The sequence below is a fragment of the Paenibacillus sp. MAHUQ-63 genome (genome assembly GCF_028765165.1).
GTDB lineage: Bacteria > Bacillota > Bacilli > Paenibacillales > NBRC-103111 > Paenibacillus_E.
The window spans coordinates 97,964-120,824 of record NZ_JARADB010000006.1 but is presented as its reverse complement, the minus strand read 5'-3'; the positions used below and the strand labels follow the sequence as shown (position 1 = coordinate 120,824).

The window sequence follows — 22,861 nt, the reverse complement described above, 5'->3', positions numbered from 1 at the left end:
GCATGATGCTTCCGTTTTTCAGAAGCGTTATGCTCTTTTTTTAATCGGGCATAGGACTCGCATGGTTTCCATATTTTGTACTATACCTAATTACTGTTGAGGAGAGGGTGGATCGAATGTTCGGTAGAGTAGCGGCAGATATTCTGGGATTAAGCGATGTAGGATCCGTTATCAAGCCTGAGAATTACGACAAGGTGGATGCCGACGATTACGTGCTGCATGAGGATAGTGAGAAGATTTTCTTCCTGATTAAGTCCAAATCGGATGAGTACTGCTTTACGAACCAGGCGCTTATTCATCTCGACGGCACAAGCGCAGTCAGCAAGAAGCGCGTGCTGCACCGCTACCCTTATAGCAAATATGCCGTGTCCCAGGTCGCTCTGGAGACGGCCGGTACCGTGGATCTGGATGTGGAAATCAAATTCGCGCTGGGCTCCGTTCCCTTCACGATCGATGTGCATAAGAAGCATGTTGAGGAACTCAAGGATCTATACAAAGCTCTGATCAAAATCGCCGATATTACGCAGGAAAATGAACATTTCCTCGACTATGCGAAGCAAAGCATTGAAATCGCCTCTTCCACCCTGAACCGGACGAATAAGACCGAAGGGCAGAAGGTTTCCGAAGAGTTCAAAGCTGTCAGCCAAGGCGCATTCGAGTGGCTCGTAAGCACGCACAAACAGTACAAAGTGAAAGATTTCGGTTTTGTTTTCGAGAAGTTCATTAATCAATAATAAAAATAGCCGGCTCTCATACATAAGTTTCCGCGCATAGGGGAATATATCCATACCTGCATTTTACAGACTACTATTCAACAAGATCTTGGAGGTATGGATCATGTTTCCGCGATTTATGAAGCTTGCTTTGATTTCTTTCCTTTGCATAACCGCCTTGCTCGGGGCTCATCATTACCGTACGCATCCGCACGACCGACAGATGGCCGCGACGCCCGAAAGTTGGGAGGCTGCGAAGCAGGGATCGCCTACTTTTTTCCAAACGAATCCGTTCGGCATGCCGGGGGCAGACGCCGGGTTGAAAAAGCTGGACAACATGAATCAGCACGCCGCTTCCTACGGACTTACACCGCCGACATCCATGAAAGCTCTCATGGTTCATACGCAGGAGACGAAAGACAAACACTGGTCCGGATGGCATTATATCGGGCTGCTCGGCCTGTTGGGTTTGCTTGGGCTCAGCTCCCGGAGGGAAACGTCTTATTCGGAATAATGCATACAAGGAGCATTGTCCCCTTCCGGGCAGGCTCCTTTTCATTTGGTCAATTTGGACAAAAGTTTGTTATATGGACATTTGTTTGTATTTGTCCTAAACTAGAGATAGTCAACGATCGAAAGGAGCCATTGCATGGATCGTGAACAGCAAATTTTAGCGCTTATCCGTCAAAATCCATTCATATCCCAACATGAAATGGCTGCTAGCATCGGCATCTCGCGCTCGGCTGTAGCCGGGTATATCGCCGCCTTAACCAAGAAAGGGACGATCCGCGGACGCGCTTATGTGACTGCCGACGACAAGACGATCACGTGCATCGGCGGCGCGAATCTGGACAGCAAAGCGGCCAGCAAACAGCCTATCCGGCTGGCGTCTTCCAACCCCGTCACCGTGTCGGAATCGTGCGGAGGCGTTGCGCGGAATATCGCCGAAACGTTGGCAGGGCTTGCTTGCCAGACCGCGCTGCTGACGGTAACAGGCGATGACAAAGCGGGCGGATGGGTATTGGAAGAAACGAGGAAGCGCGGCGTCGACGTCAGTCAGGCGATTGTGCTCCAAGGCGAGAACACCGGAACGTACACCGCGCTGCTGGATGCTTCCGGCGAAATGTTCCTGGCTTTTGCCAATATGGACATCTACGATAAATTTACGCCCGCCCTGCTGCGGGATAAGTGGCCGCATGTCGCCTCATCCCGGTTGGTGATCGCAGATACCAACTTACCTGCCGAGACGCTCAGTGACTTGATGGAACGATGCAAGACGGACAACCTGCCCTTGTTCATCGATCCGGTGTCCTCGGAGAAGGCCAAGAAACTACCGCCCGATCTGCATGGCGTTACGGCGATCTTCCCCAATCTGGAGGAAGCCTGCCAGTTGGCGGGCATGACGCCGGGAGGCAGCCGCGATTACAGCCGGATCACCGGCGCAATTCGCGGCCGTGGTGTCCGCCATGTCTTCCTTACGCTTGGCAGTGAAGGTGTCCTATATGCCGGTGAGGAAGGCGAGAAGATGTTCGCGCCAATTCCGACCAAGGTCGTGGAGGTTACAGGCGCAGGGGACGCCTTCGTCGCCGGTCTCGCTTACGGCGTGATGCGCGGGCTCAGCTACATGGACTCCTGCGCATACGGTCTTGCCGCAGCGCATATCACGCTTCAAACCGATCAATCCGTCGCCCGCGAGCTGACGGAAGAGCGGCTTCAGCACACGATTATGAACTTATCTGAAGGAGACGAGAACTGATTATGAATACATCGTACTTAACGTTTACAGATGAAGTGAAAGAAGCTTTGGCGAATAATAAACCGGTCGTCGCTCTGGAGACGACTATCATCTCGCATGGGATGCCTTACCCGCAAAACATCGAAATGGCCAAAATGGTCGAGCAAATCATCCGCGATAACGGCGCTGTTCCGGCTACCATCGGTATCATGGACGGCAAGATCAAGATCGGCTTGAACGAGCAGGAGCTCGAAGCTTTCGCGACGAATCCGAACGTGGAGAAAGTCAGCCGCCGCGACTTCCCGTATATCCTCTCATCCGGCCAAATCGGCGCAACGACGGTCGCCGCAACGATGATCGGCGCTGCACTGGCGGGCATCGAAGTGTTCGCTACCGGCGGCATCGGGGGCGTGCACCGCGAAGGCGAGGTGTCGATGGACGTCTCGGCCGATTTGACGGAGCTGGCGCAAACGAATGTCGCCGTCGTCTGCGCAGGCGTGAAATCGATCCTCGACATCGGCCGCACGCTCGAGTACCTGGAGACTCACGGCGTACCCGTGGTCGGCTACAAGACGAGCGAGTTCCCGTCCTTCTATGCCCGCGAGAGCGGCTACGGCGTAGACTTCCGCCTCGATGAAGCTGCGGACGTTGCGGCCATGCTCCGCACGAAGTGGGAGCTCGGCCTGGCCGGCGGCGCCGTCATCGCCAACCCGGTTCCGGCGGAATCCGCCATGAACCATACCGAGATCGAAGGCTTCATCCAGCAGGCGCTCTCGGAAGCCAAAGAGCAGAACGTGACCGGCAAGAAAGTCACGCCTTTCCTGCTCGCGCGTATTAAGCAGCTAACGGAGGGCCGCAGCCTGGAGACGAACATCGCGCTCGTGTACCATAACGCCCAAACCGCCGCTAGAATCGCGGTTGCGCTCAAGCAGTAATGCCAGAGGCACATCCCCGCTTGGCACGGAACGTCAAACAAGCCTCCCAACAATTCACCGTTGGGAGGCTTATTTATGATGTGAATCACTCGCTAACCCAAAGCGTTGACTCCGCGAACGGCTTCCGGGATGCCTTCGGCGGCGCCATGTCCGGGTAGCCGATATAAACGAAGCCGACCAGTTCCTCCTTCGCTTCGAGGGAGAACGCTTCGCGCATCTTCGGATGGTAGGTCGGCGCGCCCGTCCGCCAGATCGTGCCCAAACCGAGTGCGTGCGCGGTCAGCATCATATTCTGTACCGCGGCATGCACCGCCGCGTATTCTTCCACCTCCGGCACAACAGCCGTTGCCGACGGGGTGACGGCTACCGCGATGACGACCGGCGCGCGGAACGCTTTCTTCTCCTGAGCGCTCTTCAGCTTGGCCAGCTCCTCCGCCGGCAGGGCAGGATCCGCCTCTGCCGCCGCTACGTCGGCATACCCTCTGCCCAGCAGCCCCCGGCCTTCGCCGGTCATCACCCAGAACCGCCACGGTTCGGTATGCGCGTGGTTCGGCGCCCACGTACCCGCTTCCAAAATTTCTTCAATCAGCGCCTTGTCAACGGGATCCTGCTTAACCTTCCCGATGCTGCGGCGATGACGAATCGCTTCTTTGACGTCCATCTTCTCCCACTCCAGTCTTTGGACGCTGCTCTATTCGTTGTTCCGACGATAAGCGCATGTTAGGTCCATGCGCGTACCCGCAGCTCCATCATGATGTTCCTACTCCAAGTCTATTGTGACATGGGAGATGCTGCAAGAGCAAACGTATCGGCTTGCCGCCCAATCCTTGCCATTAGATCGCCCATTCTCACACCGACTCATACCTTAGTTCGTGATAATCTCATTAATCTTCTTCTCCAGCGCGGCCAAACCTTGTTCAGGATCCAGCCCGCCTAGTACGATGCTCTGCAGGTCCTCCGACAGCGCCGTGAAAATCGCCCTGTACTTATCGGTTCGCGGCGCAAACTTCACATCCTGTTTGGCTTCTATAAACATGCTGCGGTAGGGGAGCTGCCGGTATGCGGCGCTTTGCAAGACCGCCTTGTTGGCGGGAACGTGTCCGGCCTGTCCCCAGAGCATGCTGCCCGTTTCCGAGAAATAAGACATGAAGGCCATCGCTGCCTTCTGTTTTTCTTTGGTTACATAACTGGGGACGACAAGTGTATGCGAGCTGCCCCAGTGCGCCGAGCTTCCGAAAATCGGCGGAAGCGGCATCAGCCCGACCGGCAGCGATTTTTCGCTGAGATGATGCCCGGCTTCCCAGACACCGCCGAACCAGAGGGCGGCCTTCCCGCTATGGAAAGAGTCCCACGGGGTCCGGTCACTCAAATCGGCCAAGCGTTTGGCATACAGCTCTTGATAAAAGGTTAGCACCCGCAGCGCTTTCTCGTTATGGATAGCCGCTCGGGACATATCCGGCGTGAGCAGGTCGCCGCCCGCTTCATAATATAAATTCAGGAACGGCTCTTGGAAGTACGGCGTATTCACGGCAATCGGCTGAACCCCGGGCACACGGGCCGCGATCTGCTCCAGCATCCGAACGAAGCCTTCCGGCGTAGCCTCGCCAAGCATGGGGGTGCCGTCCGTCTGCAGCAGACCCGCTTTACCCAAAATATCCTTATTGTAATAAAGCACATGAAAATGAGTATCCAAAGGAACCGCATAAGGCTTGCCGTTATAACTTACGCTTTGGACATTGGAGCTTTCAATCTCATCGAACCGGAACCCGGTCTCTGCAGCCAATCCATCCAACGGCATAATCTGCTTCGCTTTGATGTACGGCGATATACGGTCAACATGCGCAACGGCGACATCCGGACCTTTGCCTGAAGACAGCGCCGTACTCAGCTTCACATAGTATTCATTGGACTCCAATCGCAGCTGCTTGACATAAACCGACGTCTGGGAAGCGTTAAAATCTCGGATCAGCTGCTCCACAAACTCCCCTTCTCCGCCCCCAAAGGGATTCCAGAAGGAGATTTCCTCCGGCTGGACCACTTCCTGCGAGATCGGAGGCTTGGCATTCGGCGCAGCTGAGCATCCCGCAACCAAGAGACTCAGTCCTCCTACGCACAACACACCCCTAATCCAGCCTTCGCTCCGCTTAAACAGCACAAGGCATACACCCCCGTCACTATCCGTCCATCTCAGCCCTTCGCGCGTATTCTGTATTCCGATGGCGAGACCCCGGTTATTTTTTTGAACACCTTGGAGAAATATTTCGGGTCCGCAATGCCCACCATATGGCCGATGTCCGCCGTCTTCAGCTCCCCCGCAAGCAGCGACTTCGCCTTCTCAATGCGGATGCGCGTCAAGTGCTCAAGGAAGCTTTCCCCCATCTCTTTCTTGAACAGATTAGCGAAATAATTTTTGCTCAAATGAACGAGAGAAGCGATGGACTGCAAGGAAATTTCCTGTTGGTAATTCATCTGAATGTATTGCGCGGCCTTGATAATACTGTTGCGGTCACTGTTATAGATGTGAATCATATGCTGCAGCAGCTCGTCGAAAGCGCCCAGGAACCAAGTTTTGCTCTGGTTCAGTGTTTCTAATTTGGATAACTCGTCAAAATATTGCTTCTTCAGCAGCAAAATGCTTTGCTGATCGCTGGCGACGTCTGACCATAATGTCGTCAGCATAATTAAAAGCTCTAGAGAAATAATTTGCACGAGATCATAATCTTTGCGGTCGGCTAATTGCCCGAACAACCCCTCCAAGTAACTTTGCAGTTCCTTCGCCTGAAACGCATACACCATGGAATGTATACGGTGCATGCTGATTTTGATCGGCTCCCCAGCCTCGCCCCGCCCAGGCATATCGTCCGTGCCATAGCATATGGCTCTGCCGGTTCCGACGAACATTTTGTACTTCACTGCGGCCCTTGCTTGTTCGTAGGCAGCATGCAGATCCGCCCATGCCCGGAAAGGCTCGCTGATCCCGACCGTGCAGCCCGGACCGACTGACGCAAGGAAAGTCTCGGCGAGCTCGCGTACTGCCTGCTGGCTCCGCCTTGACGGCGCTGCTGTCGATAAGACGACATTCATCTCCCCTTGACGGTCGGTAAACATCTCATAGACGAGCCGTTCCGCCGTCAACAAGCCATCCAACGCTAGGCGCAGGCGGGCCTGCTCGTCTGCCGTTCCCTGCGCTTGCGCGTCCTTGCCAATATGGAGCAAGGACAGCCAGCCGCCTTCCTCCCCCTTCCAAACACTTTGCAGAAGGTCCGTCTCCCGCTGCGCACCTTCGGCCAGCTCCTGTAGCAGCTTCTCCTTCCACACCGGCCCCTTCCGGAACTCCTGAAGCACCGCCCCGTCAGGTGCAGCGATCTCGATGGCTTCCTTCACCTTCAACAGGGTCATCTCGAAGTCCCGCGGCATCATGTCGGATTTGATCAAATATTCCGAGACCCCATAGCGGATTGCTTCCTTCGCATAACCGAAATCCTCAACATTGCTGAGGATGAGGATTTTCATCTGCGGATTCCGCTTGCGAACCTCCGTAATGAGCGCGATTCCGTCCATAAGCGGCATTTTGATATCCGTAATCAGAATATCCGGCATCTCCTTGCTCATAAGCTCCAAAGCTTCTTGACCGTTGGAGGCCTCCCCGATGACAGTCAAGCCCAGCTTCTCCCAATCGATCATCGACCGGATCCCGAACCTGACGATATATTCATCTTCCACGATGACAACTCGAAACATGATGTCCCTCCTACTCTATCGCAGGAAGCCGGATCCCGATGCTCGTTCCCGCTCCGATAGCGCTCTCGATGTCTAGGCCGTATGGCTTCCCGCAGATCAGCTTAATCCGCTCATCGACATTGGCCAAGCCGATTCCGCCCATTTTATCCGCCGTCGCCCCCTTAGGCGGCGCTTGCAAGCTCTTCACGAGGACGGCATCCATCCCCCGACCGTTATCCGCTACGACGAACCGTAGGCAGCCCTCCGGTTCAAGCGAGCACCGGATATGAATGTCTCCCCCGGATTCACGGTCGGTGAAAGCATGCAGAATGGCATTCTCTACAATCGGCTGCAAAATAAGCTTCGGCGTTTTATATCTGCGGACACGATCGTCGATGTCAAAATAGGTTTGGATATCGAAATTAAACCTGAATTTCTGAATACCGAGATAGCACTGGACGTGTTCTATCTCTTCTTCGACGGTGACGGTCTCTTCTCCCTTGCCCAGAGAGATCCGCAGGAGCCGGGACAGCAAGCTGACCATCTCGGCTGCATTGTTCGCCTTCTGCAGCAAAGCGGTCCATTTGATAATATCCAGCGTATTGTACAGAAAGTGCGGATTGATCTGTGCCTGCAGCGCTTTCAGCTCAGCCACGCGCTTCTCGTTCTGCTCTTCATAGACTGCTTTCAGAAGCTCATCCAGCCGGGATACCATGTAATTGAAATTTTCACCCAATATATCAAACTCGTCGTTTCGCCTCTTCGCTTGAAACCGTACGCTGAGATCGCCTGACATGACCTGCCGCATCAACCGAATCATTCGCAGAATCGGCTTCGAGATGGAATTGGTCAAGAACAGCGCCGTTACAATGGAGAATCCAATGCAAATCAGCGCAATCACTATAATAATTTGCAGCATGCGATTGGAATCCTTGTACAGCATGGATTCCGAGATCACATTCACGACGGTCCAGCCGTTCGTATGCAGCTTCTTCGCGCCCACAATCCAATGCTGGCCTGCATGCGTTAGCGGGAACCCGTACGTTTCGCCGGTGGCTTGCAGCAATTGAGCGGAGCCCTGCTCACCCAACACGTCCCGCACGTTCTTGCCCAGGAACCCATTGTCCGGATAAGAAACGATTCGCCCTTGCTCGTCGATGATGAAGCTTTGGAGATCGGAGGAGCTCTTCGTCACCTTGCTGACGATCTCTTTCAACACGTCCTCGCGAATATCCAGCACGGCGATGATGCCGACAGGGCTGTCGTCGGACATCTTATAAATTTGCTTGGCCAACGAAAATACATGCACGTTCTGCGTATTCAGGCTATCGACATAGGCACCCAGCCGCGTTGGGAACCAGCGGAAATGGCTGCCGTCCTCCAGTGTCTGGAGAAACGGGGATACGATGCCCGCAGAACGGTCGCTCCAGCGATAGATGCCTTTGATGTAATGCGTCTCCGACAGAAACGAGATCGATTGGAAATCTTGATTGATGGCGATAATCGTCGACAGCTTCGTCGTCAACGACAAGCTGTCCAGATCGTACTGCGTACCGTCCGCCCGATCTAACGTCCGCAGCATGGAAACGATTTCATTATTATTCACGACTTGCATCATCATATCTTTGTATATACCCAGCCGGGTATCAATATTATCGGCAGTTTGCTTCAACAACTGCTCGGAGTACTCCGTCGCCTTCTGATTGATCGTCGATTTGGAAATGGAAAAGGAAATAAACCCCATCGCTAACAGAGGCGTAAGGGAGAATAGAAACAACAGCAGCATCCATTTGTAACGTATGCTGCTGGGCCATATCGCTAATCTACTGCTTGTTTTCCCCGGTAAAAGCTTCATGCTGACAATCCTTTCTGTCTTGGCAAAAGAGGGGGAAGAAGACTCCTTCTTACCCTTTAATCCCCGACATCGCCACCCCTTGCACGATGTGGCGCTGCAGCAGAATGAATACCGCGATGGTTGGAACGGCCGCTATTGAGCTTGCTGCCATAATCATGTTCAAGGACATTATATTATTCGACAAAAAGGTCGGCAGTCCTGCCGATAGAATCATGTTCTCCTGCGAGGTAATCGATAAGTACGGCCACAAGAAATTGTTCCATGACAGGATGAAGTAGAAAATGCCGACCGATACCATCGCCGACTTCGTCAGCGGCAAGCAGATACGCAGCCATAAGGAGGTGCTGCGACATCCGTCGATTTGCGCGGCCTCTATATATTCTTTGGGCACCCCGTCCATAAACTGCTTGAGCAGCAGGATGCCGACCGGATTCGTCAAGCCCGGCAAAATAATCGCCCAAATGTTATCGATCAGACGCAGATGCAGCACAGTTTCGTAGAGCGGGATCAGGATCGCCTCCGTAGGGATTAGCAAACCCGATACGATGACGAGATAAAATATGCCTTTGGTTTTAAACGGCATTTTGGAGAAAGCGAACGCCGCCAGCGAGCTGAAAACAAGCGAGATGACGGTCGTCAGCAGACCGATGATCGCGGAGTTCCACGTCCATCTCACGATCTGCGAATCCTTCATCACTTTGGCATAGTTGGCTAAGGTCAAATCGGACCATTTCAACCAGTCCGCTAGCGTGAATACATTGACGCCATTCGGCTTCAAGGACACCAAGAGCATCCAGATGAGCGGGAAAATAAACAGCATCGCGAGAACGATGGCGCACGCGTTCAGCATGAATCGTTTCATCAATAGCCTCCGTTAATCTTGACGGTTCGTCAGTTTGAATTGGATCAGGGCAATCAGCAGCATGATGAGACAGAACACGATGGACTGTGCGGATGCCAAGCCGAACATATCCTTCTTGAACCCCGTCACATATATATAACGGATCATCGTGTTGGTCGAATCGCCCGGACCTCCTCCGGTCATGATCTGCACCTGGCCGAACAATTTTAAACAAGCAATGACCTGATAAAACACCTGTATTTTCATGACTCTGGACAAGCCTGGCAGCGTAATGTGCCAAAATTGCTTCCAAGCGCCAGCGCCATCCATTTTCGCAGCTTCATAATGATCGGCCGGAATTTCTTGCAAGCCCGCGAGAAACAGCACCATCACGAACCCCACCGTCCACCAGTCAGTCGTTATGGTAATGGCCCACCAAGCAAAATGTTTGTCGGTCAGCCAGTGAATTTCCCCAGGGATGCCGATCAGCTTCAGGAAAGCCTGCACCGGACCGTATTTGGAATCGAACATACGCAGCCAGATAAAGCTGATGACCGATACGGACAATACATAAGGCAAGAAAAAAATCGAGCGTATCGTCGTGCGGAATACAATATTTTGATTGATCAGCAGCGCCAGTATCAAGCCCAGTACGATGACGGTCGGCGCACACAGCAGAACAAAATAAAACGAATGCCACATATACAAATAAAAGTCGGAGTCCGTAAAAATCTTCTTATAATTGGCCAATCCGGCATATTTCTGCATGCCTTGAATGTTCCATACGTGCAGGCTCATCCAAGCTCCTCTCCATACCGGCCAGAGATAGAATACGCCGAATGGGATAAGGAACGGCAGCAGGTACACGATTGCTTTCAAATCCGTGATGAATGATAAGGCGTATGGTTTACGAAGGACTCCCGTCCTTTCTTGGCTTCTCACTTTAGTCTCCATAAGGTAATCTCCTTCGAATTGCGCTCCGATCCAACTGGCCGGGACCGCCCTCTCTTCTTTCTTAAGCAGTCCCGCCCGCTTCATGGTTAGCTAGTTGGACAAAATGTCGTTCATCTGTTTCTCCATCGTTTTCAGCCCGTCTTCCGGGGATTGCTTACCGAAAATAATGTTTTGCAGCGACTCCGAAACCGTCGTGATGAGGGTGGTATACTTATCGGTTTTCGGTGCGAATTTCACCGTTTTCTGTGCATCGACGAAGAAATTGCGGTATGGCAGCTTCTTATAGTCATCGCTTGCCGTTACAGCGCTGTTCGCCGGAACGTGACCGGCTTGGCCCCAGGTCTTACCGCCGACCTCGGAGAAATACTTCATGAATTTCGCCGCAGCCTCTTGCTTCTCAGCCGCTACATAAGAAGGAACAACAAGCAAGTGCGAGCTTCCCCAATGTGCCGGTGATCCGAAAATGGCCGGGAGCGGCATAGCGCCGATATTCGGTGACTTCTCGCCGAGCAGCAGGCCGGCTTCCCATACGCCGCCGAACCACAGCGCCGCTTTACCGTTATGGAACGAATCCCACGGCGTTTTGTCATTAAGATCGGTATATTTGTTGTTATACAGATCCATATAGAATTTCAGGACGCTTAAAGCATTGTCATTGTTAATGGCCGCTTTATTACCTTCCGCATTCAGCAGGTCTCCGCCGGCTTCGTAGTAGAGATTCAAGAACGGTTCCTGGAAATACGGCGTATTGACGGCAAGCGCCTGCACATCCGGTACTTTGGCTTTGATCTGGGCGAGCGTTTTCTTAAAGCCCTCCGGCGTCAGTTCGCCAAGCTTCGGCGTCCCGTCATCATTCAGCAGCTCCGCCTTTTTCAGTAAGTCTTTGTTGTAATAGAACATGTGGAAATGCGTGTCTAACGGAACTGCGTACGGTTTACCATCGTAAGAGACGCTCTGCATATTCGCATCGGAAATTTGCTTGAGATTGAAGCCGACTTTATTCGCCAGTTGGTCGATCGGTACGATTTGTTTCGCTTTCACGAACGGCGAAATGCGGTCGACATGCGCTACAGCAACATCAGGTCCTTTGGCGGAAGATAGCGCTGTGCTGAGCTTCGCGTAGTACTCGTTAGATTCCAAACGCAGCTGCTTCACCGTAACTTCCTTCTGGGATTCGTTGTAGCCTTTGATGATTTGGTCGACGAAATCGCCTTCGCCCCCGCCGAACATATTCCAGAATGTGATTTCAACCGGACTAGCGGCTTTATCCGCTGCCGTGGTCTTCGGGGCTTCCGTTGCCGAGGCCGCGCCTGTCGTGGGAGCGCTTTCTTTTGTGCTCGAGCAACCGGCAACGACTAGGGCAAGCGCCACACTGGCCGTTAACAAGCTTGTTAACTTCTTTTGCATAGTAAGTACAACCCTCTCTCTGACGATGAATGTGATTCGGTAAGCCGTAATGCTTGATGACTGACTCGGCTCCCTGTCTACAACTTTACAGCTTCCGAGCACTGCCCTGAACCGATAAACCGCACATCTTAGGGGAACAAATTTACGATATGTAAGCGCGTTCAACATAACGCGGGGGAAAATGTTACGGCAGGTGTTCAAATGTACGGTTTTCGAAAACCCCACGCCTGATCTAATGGACACAGGAAACCTTATTTTGCCGATATCAGGCTAGATCCCGCACAAGACGAGCAAATAACGGCGGCGGTGTCCGTTACATATTCGCCGAGGACCTTTTCCTTCGAAATAAGGGCTTCTCTGTTCGTCAGAAAAGCTCGTCATAATGAGCGCAACATTTCCGAGAGTATCAGCGTCTAATTGAAAGGAACGAGGCTAACCGGCAAGCTATCTAGCATCACTTTGCAAATAACAGCATTCAACTAGCACTCTCATTCCTTGAGTGCCAAGAATTTGACAATGACACACTCTTTATTGCAAGGTATAGTTATAGCAACAGCACAATGCACGATAGTTTGGTAGCTTAATAGAATCGCATTGATAAATTTCATTACCTTAGGAGGTACCCATGAAAAAACTTACTATGATCGCAACAGCCGCTATGGCGTTCTCTTTGTTCGCATCAACAGCATTAACGAACCCTGCTTCCGCAGCAGGCAAAACAAGCGCTGACTTCACGGATCTCGCGAACATCGACGCCGCGCTGAAAACGAAAATCGATGCCATGCTGGCATCCGACATTTTCGAAGGGGTGTCCGACACCACTTTCGGGATTACGCAAAATATGACGCGCGCACAATTCGCCAAAGTAGCGACACTCATCTATGACGTTCCTGTTGACCTTACGGTTAAGGTGTCCAGCTTCTCCGACGTTCATGCGGACGATGCCGCTAACGGCTGGGCTGTTCCTTACATCGAAGCTGCGAAGAAAGCCGGCCTGATCGACGGCGTGACGGATACAACCTTCGTTCCGGGAGATTCTGTTACTGCAGGTCAGTTGGATACACTGCTTCTCAAAGGCCTCGGCAAGAAAGTGAACGTAAGCGGCTCGCCTTGGTACGCGGATGCCGTCAAACAAGCGACGGAGCTAGGCATTCACCCAGCCGGTAAATCGGGCGACCAGCCTGCCAACCGTGCGGATCTGGTATCCAGCTCCTACACGGCACAGCAAGCTCATGACAACCAAACGTTGATTTCGATCACGAAGGTTCAAGCTTCAACAGATAAGAAACAAGTAACGGTTTCCCTTAACAAAGCTGTCGATACAGCTAAAGCCACATTGACATTGAAGAACGGCACAACGGCCGTTTCCGCCAAAACGACATGGTCGACAGACGGCCTGACGGCAACGCTTGCCGTTGACGCTGCACTGGCAGCCGGAGATTACACGGTAACGCTTGGCGGTCTGGATGCTTCTACGATCCGCACGGCAACGGGAAGCTTCACGATTGCTTCAGATAACACAGGCAATGTTACGGTACCCGATCCTTACACGCTAGCTGCTGTCATTGACAGCGGTTTGACAGGCAGTGCAACAGGTACAATTACGAAAGCCATCGCCGAAGATCCTACGCAAAGTAAATTTGCCAAGGAAATTAAAGTGAAAGTAACCGCGGCTAACGGGGACGTTGTTGCAACTCCTGGTATCGTGCAGTCCGTATTCTCGTCGAATTCTGCAGTGGCCAAAGTCGGCTTGTCCGCAGACCACCACGCTTACGTGATAGGTAATAAAGCTGGAACAGCGGATATTACGCTAATGGTCAAAGTCGGCAGCGGCGACGCGAAGCAATTGCATGTCACAGTGACTGTAACAAATGATGCCATTTCAGTGAAAGAATTCAAAGCCGGTGAAACATCGATTAAGAAAGCGATGACCGTATCAGGCAGCACCTACACGGCAGATTTCGATGCCTATACAGCCATGGATTTGACTTTGACTGACAGCTTCGGTATCGAGTATGAGAACACCGAAATCCGTGATTATAACTTCGCATTAGGCACTCTGTTCACCATCAGTCATATCAATGGTAACGATGCTCTGGGTGCGGTAGGTACGGCAACTGTCGACTCCAATGGCCTCGTGCATGTTGAAGGCAACGTAACTTCCTTCGAACTGACGGCCGTAGCGCCATCCGGTCAAAAAGCAGTCAGCTACGTCACGTTAACCCGCTAATTGCAAACTTCAAGAGGCTATCCCGAAGCAGTCTGCTGCTTCTGGGATAGCCTTTTTTTGCACCTTCGCGCCTATTCTACATATATTGCTAATGCAGCTTCGATGATTAACTTCCCAGGAAAAGGGGTTCCACGATGTTCAGCTACCCTGCTTACTACGGTTATTCCCAGCCCATCCGCCTGCATGATCCCGCTTATTCCCCTTATTATCAACCGTATTATTCCACACATAGATTAGGAGACAACTTCCATTTCACTAATGACTGCCATCTATGGGAGCAGTACGATTCCATAGGGGCGGGATACAAGGTCTGGGAGCCGCGCGACTATCCGAAAGTCGATACCAAGATGCTCTCCCACTCCCTTGCAGCCTCGCAAAGTCTGCTCAAGGATGCTTCGCTTGTCACCCATAAGCTGCAGGATCCCGAAATAGCCCGTAGTCTGATGGCGAACGCCCAACAAGGCAATCAAAAAGAAGTGGACCGCATCGTCCAATCCTTCGGATGCTCAGCTGCGGTTGTCACTACGTACTCCCCAAGCTCGGTGAAGTTCACAATGGATTCTAGGTCGTTAAACACTCCTTACTGCGAAATCACGCTAATGCTCAAATGGGGTGAATAACGGCCGGTGCCCGGTTAGCGAACATCCACAGCATCCCAAATCGGCCACGCCGTCCCGCTCCACACGGTCACAGCGACAAGCAGCCCCCAATAAGCCATATAATAAACATCCAATCTGGAATAGGAAGATAAGTAATAGTAGGTTCGTTTCCTCTGAGCGGAGAAACGCTTCGCTTCCATCGCGACCGCCGTGCGGTGGGCGCGGCGAATGCTTTGCGCCAGCAGCGGGATGGCATACATCCGCAGCGTCGTGTACCAGCCGCTAAACCATTTGCGCTTCTTGCGGCCGCGCACCTTGAGCGCATAGCGCAGCGTCTGGAGCTCCTCCAGTATCACCGGCAGCATGCGCAGAGCGGCAAGGAAGCTGTACGCATATTTCGGCGCCACTTTCCATTGCTGCATCAAAGCGTAGAACAAGGATACGGGCCTTGTCGTCAAGCTGAACAGTAAACCTACCGCTGCCACCTGCAAGCCCCGGAAGCCGAGATGCAAGCCGCGGTAGAAGCTTTCTTCCGTGATTCGGATGATACCCGCCCGAAACCACAGCGTCTCCCCGCTTCCGAACATCATCATCCCCGCCGCCGACGAGAGGAAGATGAGAAGGAACGGGGAAGCGTATAACAGCAGCCGGCGCAGCGGCTGCCCCGAGAACAGCAGCAGCGGCAGCAGCGTCCCCGCTGTCAAATACACCATCGTATTCAGATTATGCGTGAAGACGACCAGGATGAAGAGAAGCAAGGAAAGGACAAGCTTCACCCCGGGGTTAACCCGATGCAGCCAAGTTTCACGGAACGTGAACGTTATATGCATACGATCGCCTCGCTTTCCCGGCCTGTGCGACCGGAGGCGCCATAATAGGCGTCTCCGTGACCCGGCCGGCTTCCACCTGCCAGACGCGCGTCGCACAGCGCTGCACGATCTCGTCATCGTGCGTCACCATCACGATGGCCGTCCCGGCTGCGCGCAGCCGTTCCAGCTGCTCCAGCATGCGCATCGTGCCGTGTGCGTCGAGCCCGAAGGTGGGCTCATCCAGCAGCAGGATGCGGGGGCCGCGCACCATCGCGGTCGCTACGCTCAAGCGCCGCTTCTGGCCCATCGAGAGCTGGAACGGATGCCGCTTGCGCAGCCCGAGCAGGTCGTACTGCCGCAGCAGCTCATGCATATGAGCCTGCTGCGCAGCGCTTCCGCCTCCCTCCGGCAAGGAGTAGGCCAGCTCTTCCTCCACCGAATTCGTTACGAATTGGAATTCGGGATTTTGAAACACGAAGCCGACGTGCTCGGCGAGCTGCTCGATCTTGCCGCCCTTCGCGCCTTCGACGCGGCAGCTGCCGCGTGTCGGAATGAGGCGCATCATGGCCAGCAGGAGCGAGCTTTTGCCGGCACCATTGCCGCCGGTTATGGCAATCCAATCGCCGGGATACACGTTCAAGTTATCCACAGAGGTCCTGATGGTCCCGCCGCGAAGCCCAGTGAAGCCATCCAATCGCATGATCGGCTGATGGTCAGCCCTTGCGGCTGATCTGGCCGACGCCGCAGGGTACCCCATATCGTCCCATACCCCGGGATACCAGATGCCGTAATCGGCAAGCTGCTGCCGGTACGTGGAGAACACCGCACTGGGCGAACCGTCCGCCATCAGCTCCCCTTCCGGCGAGAGGACGATCAGCCGATCGACCAGATCGAGAATACCGTCAATTTTGTGCTCCACGATGACCAGCGTTTTGTCGGCGCTGACGGACCGGATCGTTTCCCATACCAGACGCGTGCCCTCTTCATCCAACAAGGCGGTTGGTTCATCGAGGAACAGCACCTCCGGCTCCAACGCCAGCACGCTGGCAATGGCGAGCCGCTGCTTCATCCCTTGGGATAGCTGGCTGATCAAGGTATGCGAATCCTCCAGCCGCAATCCTACCAGCTGCAAATAGTGTTCGATTTGCGCCGGCATTTCCTCTCTCGGCACCTGCATATTTTCCAGTACGAACGCAATCTCTTCATCGACATAAGGCATGCAGAACTGAGCATCCGGGTCTTGAAACACATAGCCCCACCGGCTGGGCACCGCAACATGATCCGCCTTGAGCGGGAGTTCGATAATGTCGGGGACGATCCCGCTCAGTACCTGGAGCAGCGTAGATTTGCCGCAGCCGCTCGGACCGAGCAGCAGCACCTTCTCTCCCGGTCTCACCGACAAGGAAACCCCCTGAAACAACAGGGGGACCTCCTCTCCGGGATATTTCAACTTCAGGTTCGTAACGCCGAATTTTCCGCTCATGCCCATTACCCCAATGCGTCGTAATCTTTCTTCGAAACGGGACGGACCAGACTAAGCACACCGGTACGCGCGAGCGCTCCTGCCAAGTAATAAGCGAACACACCCGCGATAATCGCCGATCCGGCCAGGCGCAGTCCGATAAATAAGCAGTAGTTCCAGAACGTCAACTGATCGATATAGCCGTAGTACTGATCGACGAGCAGCGACAGTGCCGCGGAAGCGAAGGCCGCCAGGACCGTCACGCCGACGTTGACCTTGCGATAGAGGAAAAGTGCAAAAATCAGCTCCGCGCCGAGTCCTTGAAGAATCCCATACACCAATGTCGATACGCCCCAAGACCCGCCGAGCAACGCCTCAATCGTCGCTGCCGCAACTTCCGCCAGCAAAGCGACCCTCGGCTTGCGGATAATGAGGAAGGCGAACGTCCCTGCCATAAACCACATGCCATAGCTGAGCTGCTCCGCATGCAAACCGATTGGCTTCATCAAATCGTACATCGGTCCCCAAATCCGGTAAATCACCCCAAATACCGCCGCGATCACGATGGTGACCAGAATATCCGTCAATTTCAATCCTTTAACCCCTGCTGCCATCTGCTTTCCAACTCCTTCTCTTGTATCGAATATGTAAAATGAGATAGGCGAACACGCAAAAAAGCCCGCCGGAATGCGGCAGGCATAAAATTAGTGCAGACGAAGGCACTCGAATTCTCTACGCTGGCATTATCCAGATCAGATTAAACGGTCAGCGGCATAAGGCCGCTATCTCAGCCTGACTTCATCAAGCACCCGTGTTGCTATTCATTTGGCTTAACTGTAGCCCATTCTCCGGTATTTGGCAATGGGTTTCGCGAATTTTATTTCTCGATCAGGTGCTGCAAATCCTGCGCCAAACCGTTCAGTTGCCGGATGCTGTCGACAATATCCTCCACTCGCTTCTGCTGCACTTCCGCGCTGGCCAGCACTTGCTGCACCGATGCGGCGGATTGCTCGGTAATTGCTGCAACGGACGTCATCTCCTCCGCAACCTTCTGCGAGGAGCGCTGAAGCTGCTGATTCATGCGCTGCAAATTCTCCGCTTGCTCCATCACTTCTGCTGTGTTCGTGTTGATGGTTTCGAACAGCAGGTCCACGCTGTCCGCTGATTTCTTGCCGGACTCTACCGCTGTTTTACCCGCTGCAACCTTAGCAACGGCTGTCTCCACCTTCTGCTGAATCGAGCCGAGAATTTCGGAGATATCGGCGGACGCTACATGCGCGTTCTGCGCAAGCTTGCGAATTTCACCGGCGACGACCGCGAAACCCTTGCCGTGTTCGCCGGCGCGCGCGGCTTCAATAGAGGCGTTAAGCGACAGCAGGTTCGTCTGATTGGCAATATCGGCGATCGTGGTGACGATATGGCCGATTTTCACATTTTCATCGTTAACTTCATTCATAATGCTCGACGTTTCCGTGACGATTTCCGTGATGTCCTTGATTTTGTGCGACAAGTCCTCCATCTGGTTCTTGCCTTCGTTCGTCATGTTCGCCGTATCCCGGGACCGGCCGCTCATCGTATCCGATGCGGACGAGGTCAGCTCGACCGTCTCGTTCACCTCTTGAATCGCCGATGTAATATCGGTAATCGAGGAAGCTTGGGACTCGATGCCAATCGAAATTTCCTGGAAAGCTGCAACAACTTCCTCTGTAATGCGGCCGGTAACGGAAGCATTCTCATGCAAAGTTGTGCTGGAGGACCCAAGCACATCTGTCGTTGTTCGCACCCCTGCCAGCATCTGTTCCGTCTTCAAGCGAGAGGCTTCGGATTCCCTCGCACTCCGAGCCACACTGGCCAGCATCCGCATGCCGATCTGCCCTTGACCGATCAGCGCGATAATCGTCAGCACATAGAAAGCATTGATTGAAATATAGTCCATAGGTCCTGACAAGGTGCTGCAGAAATGGTTCATGTTCACTAACCCGATCACACCGGTAAGCAGCAGTGGACGGAAATCCATATACAAGGATACCAAGGCCAAACTTAAGTACAGAATCAGCATGCCGGACAGCGACGTACTATGAGCCATAAAGAAATAAGAGATCACATTAAGGCCTATCGCAATGATGTATTTCGTGTAAGAAATCCAGATTTTCCTCCAGATTATAATGGTGCATACGAGCGCAATAGGCGCTCCGAATGCCAATAACGTCAGCACCACGTCCGCCAATCGATAAGACGCTCCCATGCCAAGCGCCAAGCATGCCCAGAGCAGCTTCACCATCAGCCCGTTTCTTCTATGTAGTTCCAAAAGATGATCCGACAAACGCATTTCCCCCTCGCCGCAAACAAAATTAGACATTTTATTACATGATTCAACATATACCGACGTAATCCTCTTTTGCCTAATGCCAAATTGTATATTCCCTATATTGCATTTGACTTATGGTTCATTTTAAAACTACAATATGTAGTGTCTAATAGATTACTCATAAAGGAGCTCATCTTATTATGGAACACTCCACGCTGCAGGACGGGTCCGGCGTTATAGCCATCTTGCTCTACATCGGGCTGGCCCTTTTCATTTTGGCCGTTATCGGCTACGTATTTGCCGCTAAGACGCGCAAAGCCAACACAAGCAAGCTGAAGAAAGCGGAAAAGCAAACGCTGCAGAAAAAGCTTAAAACCTGGCTGATTCTCTCTCACACGCTTCTCATCCTGTCCATTTGTTCGTTTGGGACCTCATTGATTCAATACTCCTCCAGCAAATACAGTGTCGAGAAGCTGAACTATAATGCGCCTATCCAAGTCACAACGGATAAAGACTACGGCCGGGACCATAGCGAAGACATGCTAAGCTACGAGATGACCATTCCGACCTCGGGTACGCACAGCCCGCATGATTTGAAATTCGGATTTTACACAGAGCGTCCGACCTACGCGATGCTCGTCCATAATCTGGAGCACGGCGATATTATTCTATATTTCCATCCCGATGCTCCTAAGGAGCTTCAGGATAAGCTGGCGTATTTGAGTCATTTCAAGAAAGCAGGGGCGGGTGTATTAGCCGTTGCGAATCCGGACGTGCCGAAGGACATGGAGGTTGTCGTCACGGCATGGACCAAGACGATGCAGCTACCGAAGTTCGACGAGGCCAGCGTCGGCACTTTCATTTACCAGAACATCGACAACGGGCCTGAGAAGATTCCTTCCGAAGTGCGGCGCGGCGGGGGAACAATGTAAGCGAAGGTTACTTGCGAACGGTCTCGCGGTCGGAAACCAAATCGGTCGGCACCAGACCCGTCATCCTTCGAAACACACGGTAGAAATAGGACGGATCGTTATATCCGATGAATTCAGAGATTTCGGATACCGTCAACGCCGAATGCTTGAGCATGTAAATGGCGGTTTTGATCCGGGAAACATGCACGAATTCACTGATCGTCTGGCCGGTCGCTTTGCGAAACAAGGTGGCCGCATAATTCGGCGAACGGTTGATGCAGGCACCCAGCTCCTCCTTGGTCACATGTTCCCGGTAGTGATTCTGGATATAACCTTTCATCTGCTCGACCAGCTGCGAGGTGACGCCCGGCACGTCCTCCTTATCCCACTCCCGGTGTAAATAAACGAACAGCTCTGTTAACAGCGCTTCGCACAGCGCCTGATAATAGGGCTGTTCGTCCTGCCATTGCTGGTGCATATGGCGCAAGCGGTCCACAATGAGTTCGTACTTGCCCGTTATACGGCTGGCGAAGCCCGTACCCTGAAGCAGCGGGAAAGCGGCCTCGGCGGCTTCCGGCATAAACCGGACAACATATTTCTCATGCAGCATCGTCGGAACGCTTCTGCCGTAGTAGGCCGTCCGGCTCGGTATAAGCAGCCACTGCCCCTTCTCCAGCACCTGCTTCTTCTCTTCGATCCAATATACACAGCGCCCGTAAGTAACAAGGACAAGCGTCCAATCCGCCGCCCCCTCCTGCGCTTCCGAATACCAATTGCTGCTCTTGTCATAAGTAAAGCTTGTAAGCTTCATCCTTGAATCACCCACATACTATAGTACATATAGAATACTATATTTCATAGAAGTTTGTCGAAATTAGGCATATAATGAAGCCAAAATTGATTTGTCCATGATGAAAGGAAGTCCTGTACAATGCGTAAAACGAAAATCATTTGCACCATGGGACCTGCTTGCGATTCCGTCCCTACACTTAAGGAATTAATTCGCGCCGGTATGAGTGTTGCCCGTTTGAATATGGCGCATGGCGATTTGGATGAGCACCGCGGGCGCATTCAACGCGTGCGTCAAGCGGCATCCGAGCTCGGTGTTGTCGTTCCGATTCTGATGGATATCAAAGGACCGGAGATCCGCATCGGCCAACTGAAGGATGCTTCTTATGACTTGAAAACCGGTGACCGCCTCGTCCTTACGACCGAGCAGATCGTCGGAGACGGCAGCCGCGTTGCCGTGAATTATCCTGGGCTTCCGCAGGACGTACAGCCAGGCAACCTTGTGCTGATTGATGACGGCTCGATCGAGCTGCGCGTTGAAACGATTGACGGCACGGAAGTGATCTGTACCGTATTGAACAACAGCGTTCTGAAGCAGCGCAAAGGTGTCAATCTGCCCGGCGTTCGCACGTCCCTGCCAGGGGTAACTGAACGCGACGTGATGCACATCAAATTCGGGATCGAAGAGAACATCTCCATTATCGCGATGTCCTTCGTCCGCAACGGGAACGACGTTCAAGAGGTACGCGGCATCCTGGAGCAGCATGGCGCGGGAGCTACGCCGATCATTTCGAAAATCGAGAACGAAGAAGGCATGACCAATTTCGCTTCCATCCTGGAAGCTTCCGACGGCATCATGGTCGCGAGGGGTGATCTCGGTGTGGAGATTCCGACGGAGGAAGTTCCGATCGCTCAGAAGGATATGATCCGCGCGTGCAACCTGGCCGGCAAGCCGGTTATTACGGCGACGCAAATGCTTGATTCCATGCAGCGGAATCCGCGTCCGACACGCGCCGAAGTGAGCGACGTTGCGAATGCCGTACTGGACGGCAGCGACATGGTCATGCTGTCCGGCGAGACTGCGGCGGGCAAATACCCTGTTGAGTCCGTGACGATGATGGCGACGATTGCCGAGCGCGTGGAGCAAACGATGGAGCGCAGCTCTCTCGTTGACGCACAGCTGCAATCCAACAACGAAGTGACGGAAGTCCTGTGCCAAGCGGTCGTATCATCCGCTAACAAACTGAAGGCGGCGGCGATTCTAACGCCGACGGAGAGCGGCTTCACAGCGCGGATGATCGCCAAGTACCGTCCGGAAGCGCCGATTATCGCCGTGACGGCGAGCGAGTCCGCGATCAACCTGCTGAGCATGGTGCAGGGCGTCATCCCGATTCGCGGCGAATTCTGCGAGTCGACGGACGCGATGATCCGCACGGCGATCGGGCTGGCGGAGAAGCTCGGCTATGTGAAGCAGGGAGATCTGACCGTCGTTTCCGCCGGTGTGCCGGTCGGGAAGTCGGGAACGACCAACCTGTTGAAGGTTGAGCGGGTGTAACGTTCGACTGAAGTTCCCTGAAGCTAAGGGAAAGAAGA

Annotated in this window: 20 protein-coding genes and 1 riboswitch; of the genes, 8 read left to right on the top strand and 12 right to left on the bottom strand. The window is 53.3% G+C overall.

Annotated features, from left to right (window positions below):
• Nucleotides 1–116 precede the first annotated feature (116 nt).
• From PUT07_RS28145 to PUT07_RS28130, 4 genes are all read left to right on the top strand, one after another.
• Entirely contained in the window at nt 117–734 is a 618-nt protein-coding gene (locus PUT07_RS28145) for a PH domain-containing protein (RefSeq protein ID WP_274472108.1), read from the top strand.
• 103 nt (nt 735–837) lie between these two features.
• The gene (locus PUT07_RS28140; RefSeq protein WP_274472107.1) at nt 838–1,227 is read left to right on the top strand and encodes a hypothetical protein; all 390 of its coding nucleotides are present in this window, start codon (nt 838–840) and stop codon (nt 1,225–1,227) included.
• Nucleotides 1,228–1,362: 135 nt separating this feature from the next.
• Nucleotides 1,363–2,469: a carbohydrate kinase gene (locus tag PUT07_RS28135; protein WP_274472106.1), complete on the top strand. Its 1,107-nt coding sequence runs from the start codon at nt 1,363–1,365 to the stop codon at nt 2,467–2,469.
• Between the two features lie 2 nt (nt 2,470–2,471).
• Nucleotides 2,472–3,383 carry a pseudouridine-5'-phosphate glycosidase gene (locus tag PUT07_RS28130; protein ID WP_274472105.1) on the top strand — a complete coding sequence of 304 codons (912 nt, stop codon included), beginning with the start codon at nt 2,472–2,474 and terminating at the stop codon, nt 3,381–3,383.
• An 85-nt stretch (nt 3,384–3,468) separates the two neighbouring features.
• Here the strand turns inward: PUT07_RS28130 and PUT07_RS28125 are convergent, their stop codons facing one another.
• The 7 genes from PUT07_RS28125 to PUT07_RS28095 all read right to left on the bottom strand — a co-directional run bounded on the left by PUT07_RS28125 (nt 3,469) and on the right by PUT07_RS28095 (nt 12,160).
• Nucleotides 3,469–4,044, bottom strand: coding sequence for a nitroreductase family protein (locus tag PUT07_RS28125; RefSeq protein ID WP_274472104.1), 576 nt, complete (start codon nt 4,042–4,044; stop codon nt 3,469–3,471).
• Nucleotides 4,045–4,248: 204 nt separating this feature from the next.
• Nucleotides 4,249–5,475, bottom strand: a complete 1,227-nt coding sequence (locus tag PUT07_RS28120; protein WP_274472103.1) for an ABC transporter substrate-binding protein — start codon at nt 5,473–5,475, stop codon at nt 4,249–4,251.
• Between the two features lie 95 nt (nt 5,476–5,570).
• On the bottom strand, nt 5,571–7,124 hold the full coding sequence (locus tag PUT07_RS28115; protein ID WP_274472102.1) for a response regulator transcription factor: 1,554 nt from the start codon (nt 7,122–7,124) through the stop codon (nt 5,571–5,573).
• A 10-nt stretch (nt 7,125–7,134) separates the two neighbouring features.
• Complete coding sequence (locus tag PUT07_RS28110; RefSeq protein WP_274472101.1) at nt 7,135–8,958, bottom strand: sensor histidine kinase; 1,824 nt, start codon at nt 8,956–8,958, stop codon at nt 7,135–7,137.
• A 49-nt stretch (nt 8,959–9,007) separates the two neighbouring features.
• Complete coding sequence (locus tag PUT07_RS28105) at nt 9,008–9,820, bottom strand: carbohydrate ABC transporter permease (protein ID WP_274472100.1); 813 nt, start codon at nt 9,818–9,820, stop codon at nt 9,008–9,010.
• 12 nt (nt 9,821–9,832) lie between these two features.
• A complete protein-coding gene (locus tag PUT07_RS28100; protein ID WP_274472099.1) occupies nt 9,833–10,753 on the bottom strand; it encodes a carbohydrate ABC transporter permease in 921 nt (306 codons plus the stop codon).
• Between the two features lie 90 nt (nt 10,754–10,843).
• Complete coding sequence (locus tag PUT07_RS28095; RefSeq protein WP_274472098.1) at nt 10,844–12,160, bottom strand: ABC transporter substrate-binding protein; 1,317 nt, start codon at nt 12,158–12,160, stop codon at nt 10,844–10,846.
• 625 nt (nt 12,161–12,785) lie between these two features.
• Between PUT07_RS28095 and PUT07_RS28090 the strand changes: the two genes are divergently transcribed.
• Together PUT07_RS28090 and PUT07_RS28085 are read left to right on the top strand one after the other, a co-directional pair.
• Nucleotides 12,786–14,390 carry an S-layer homology domain-containing protein gene (locus PUT07_RS28090; protein ID WP_274472097.1) on the top strand — a complete coding sequence of 535 codons (1,605 nt, stop codon included), beginning with the start codon at nt 12,786–12,788 and terminating at the stop codon, nt 14,388–14,390.
• 134 nt (nt 14,391–14,524) lie between these two features.
• Entirely contained in the window at nt 14,525–15,010 is a 486-nt protein-coding gene (locus PUT07_RS28085) for a hypothetical protein (RefSeq protein WP_274472096.1), read from the top strand.
• Nucleotides 15,011–15,024: 14 nt separating this feature from the next.
• Here PUT07_RS28085 and PUT07_RS28080 read toward each other — a convergent pair whose 3' ends face one another.
• From PUT07_RS28080 to PUT07_RS28065, 4 genes are all read right to left on the bottom strand, one after another.
• The gene (locus PUT07_RS28080; RefSeq protein WP_274472095.1) at nt 15,025–15,819 is read right to left on the bottom strand and encodes an energy-coupling factor transporter transmembrane component T family protein; all 795 of its coding nucleotides are present in this window, start codon (nt 15,817–15,819) and stop codon (nt 15,025–15,027) included.
• Nucleotides 15,794–17,281, bottom strand: a complete 1,488-nt coding sequence (locus PUT07_RS28075; protein ID WP_274472094.1) for an ABC transporter ATP-binding protein — start codon at nt 17,279–17,281, stop codon at nt 15,794–15,796. Before PUT07_RS28075 ends, PUT07_RS28080 begins: the two co-directional genes overlap by 26 nt.
• A 5-nt stretch (nt 17,282–17,286) precedes the next feature.
• On the bottom strand, nt 17,287–17,874 hold the full coding sequence (locus tag PUT07_RS28070; RefSeq protein WP_274472093.1) for an ECF transporter S component: 588 nt from the start codon (nt 17,872–17,874) through the stop codon (nt 17,287–17,289).
• 98 nt (nt 17,875–17,972) lie between these two features.
• Nucleotides 17,973–18,083: riboswitch (TPP riboswitch) on the bottom strand.
• A gap of 54 nt (nt 18,084–18,137) precedes the next feature.
• Entirely contained in the window at nt 18,138–19,583 is a 1,446-nt protein-coding gene (locus tag PUT07_RS28065; RefSeq protein WP_274472092.1) for a methyl-accepting chemotaxis protein, read from the bottom strand.
• 185 nt (nt 19,584–19,768) lie between these two features.
• On the opposite strand from PUT07_RS28065, the gene PUT07_RS28060 reads away from it, so the two are divergent.
• Complete coding sequence (locus tag PUT07_RS28060; protein ID WP_274472091.1) at nt 19,769–20,500, top strand: DUF3105 domain-containing protein; 732 nt, start codon at nt 19,769–19,771, stop codon at nt 20,498–20,500.
• Between the two features lie 7 nt (nt 20,501–20,507).
• Here PUT07_RS28060 and PUT07_RS28055 read toward each other — a convergent pair whose 3' ends face one another.
• Complete coding sequence (locus PUT07_RS28055) at nt 20,508–21,290, bottom strand: AraC family transcriptional regulator (protein ID WP_274472090.1); 783 nt, start codon at nt 21,288–21,290, stop codon at nt 20,508–20,510.
• A gap of 120 nt (nt 21,291–21,410) precedes the next feature.
• Here PUT07_RS28055 and pyk point away from each other — a divergent pair, with 120 nt between their 5' ends.
• Nucleotides 21,411–22,823 (top strand): pyruvate kinase, encoded by a 1,413-nt coding sequence (gene pyk / locus PUT07_RS28050; RefSeq protein ID WP_274472089.1) that lies wholly within the window; start codon nt 21,411–21,413, stop codon nt 22,821–22,823.
• Nucleotides 22,824–22,861: the final 38 nt, after the last annotated feature.

Coding starts and splice junctions, on each gene's coding strand:
- PUT07_RS28145 (WP_274472108.1), top strand. CDS start 117: ATGTTCGGTAGAGTAGCGGCAGATATTCTGGGATTAAGCGATGTAGGA.
- PUT07_RS28140 (WP_274472107.1), top strand. CDS start 838: ATGTTTCCGCGATTTATGAAGCTTGCTTTGATTTCTTTCCTTTGCATA.
- PUT07_RS28135 (WP_274472106.1), top strand. CDS start 1,363: ATGGATCGTGAACAGCAAATTTTAGCGCTTATCCGTCAAAATCCATTC.
- PUT07_RS28130 (WP_274472105.1), top strand. CDS start 2,472: ATGAATACATCGTACTTAACGTTTACAGATGAAGTGAAAGAAGCTTTG.
- PUT07_RS28125 (WP_274472104.1), bottom strand. CDS start 4,044: ATGGACGTCAAAGAAGCGATTCGTCATCGCCGCAGCATCGGGAAGGTT.
- PUT07_RS28115 (WP_274472102.1), bottom strand. CDS start 7,124: ATGTTTCGAGTTGTCATCGTGGAAGATGAATATATCGTCAGGTTCGGG.
- PUT07_RS28110 (WP_274472101.1), bottom strand. CDS start 8,958: ATGAAGCTTTTACCGGGGAAAACAAGCAGTAGATTAGCGATATGGCCC.
- PUT07_RS28105 (WP_274472100.1), bottom strand. CDS start 9,820: ATGAAACGATTCATGCTGAACGCGTGCGCCATCGTTCTCGCGATGCTG.
- PUT07_RS28100 (WP_274472099.1), bottom strand. CDS start 10,753: ATGGAGACTAAAGTGAGAAGCCAAGAAAGGACGGGAGTCCTTCGTAAA.
- PUT07_RS28095 (WP_274472098.1), bottom strand. CDS start 12,160: ATGCAAAAGAAGTTAACAAGCTTGTTAACGGCCAGTGTGGCGCTTGCC.
- PUT07_RS28090 (WP_274472097.1), top strand. CDS start 12,786: ATGAAAAAACTTACTATGATCGCAACAGCCGCTATGGCGTTCTCTTTG.
- PUT07_RS28085 (WP_274472096.1), top strand. CDS start 14,525: ATGTTCAGCTACCCTGCTTACTACGGTTATTCCCAGCCCATCCGCCTG.
- PUT07_RS28080 (WP_274472095.1), bottom strand. CDS start 15,819: ATGCATATAACGTTCACGTTCCGTGAAACTTGGCTGCATCGGGTTAAC.
- PUT07_RS28075 (WP_274472094.1), bottom strand. CDS start 17,281: ATGAGCGGAAAATTCGGCGTTACGAACCTGAAGTTGAAATATCCCGGA.
- PUT07_RS28070 (WP_274472093.1), bottom strand. CDS start 17,874: ATGGCAGCAGGGGTTAAAGGATTGAAATTGACGGATATTCTGGTCACC.
- PUT07_RS28060 (WP_274472091.1), top strand. CDS start 19,769: ATGGAACACTCCACGCTGCAGGACGGGTCCGGCGTTATAGCCATCTTG.
- PUT07_RS28055 (WP_274472090.1), bottom strand. CDS start 21,290: ATGAAGCTTACAAGCTTTACTTATGACAAGAGCAGCAATTGGTATTCG.
- pyk (WP_274472089.1), top strand. CDS start 21,411: ATGCGTAAAACGAAAATCATTTGCACCATGGGACCTGCTTGCGATTCC.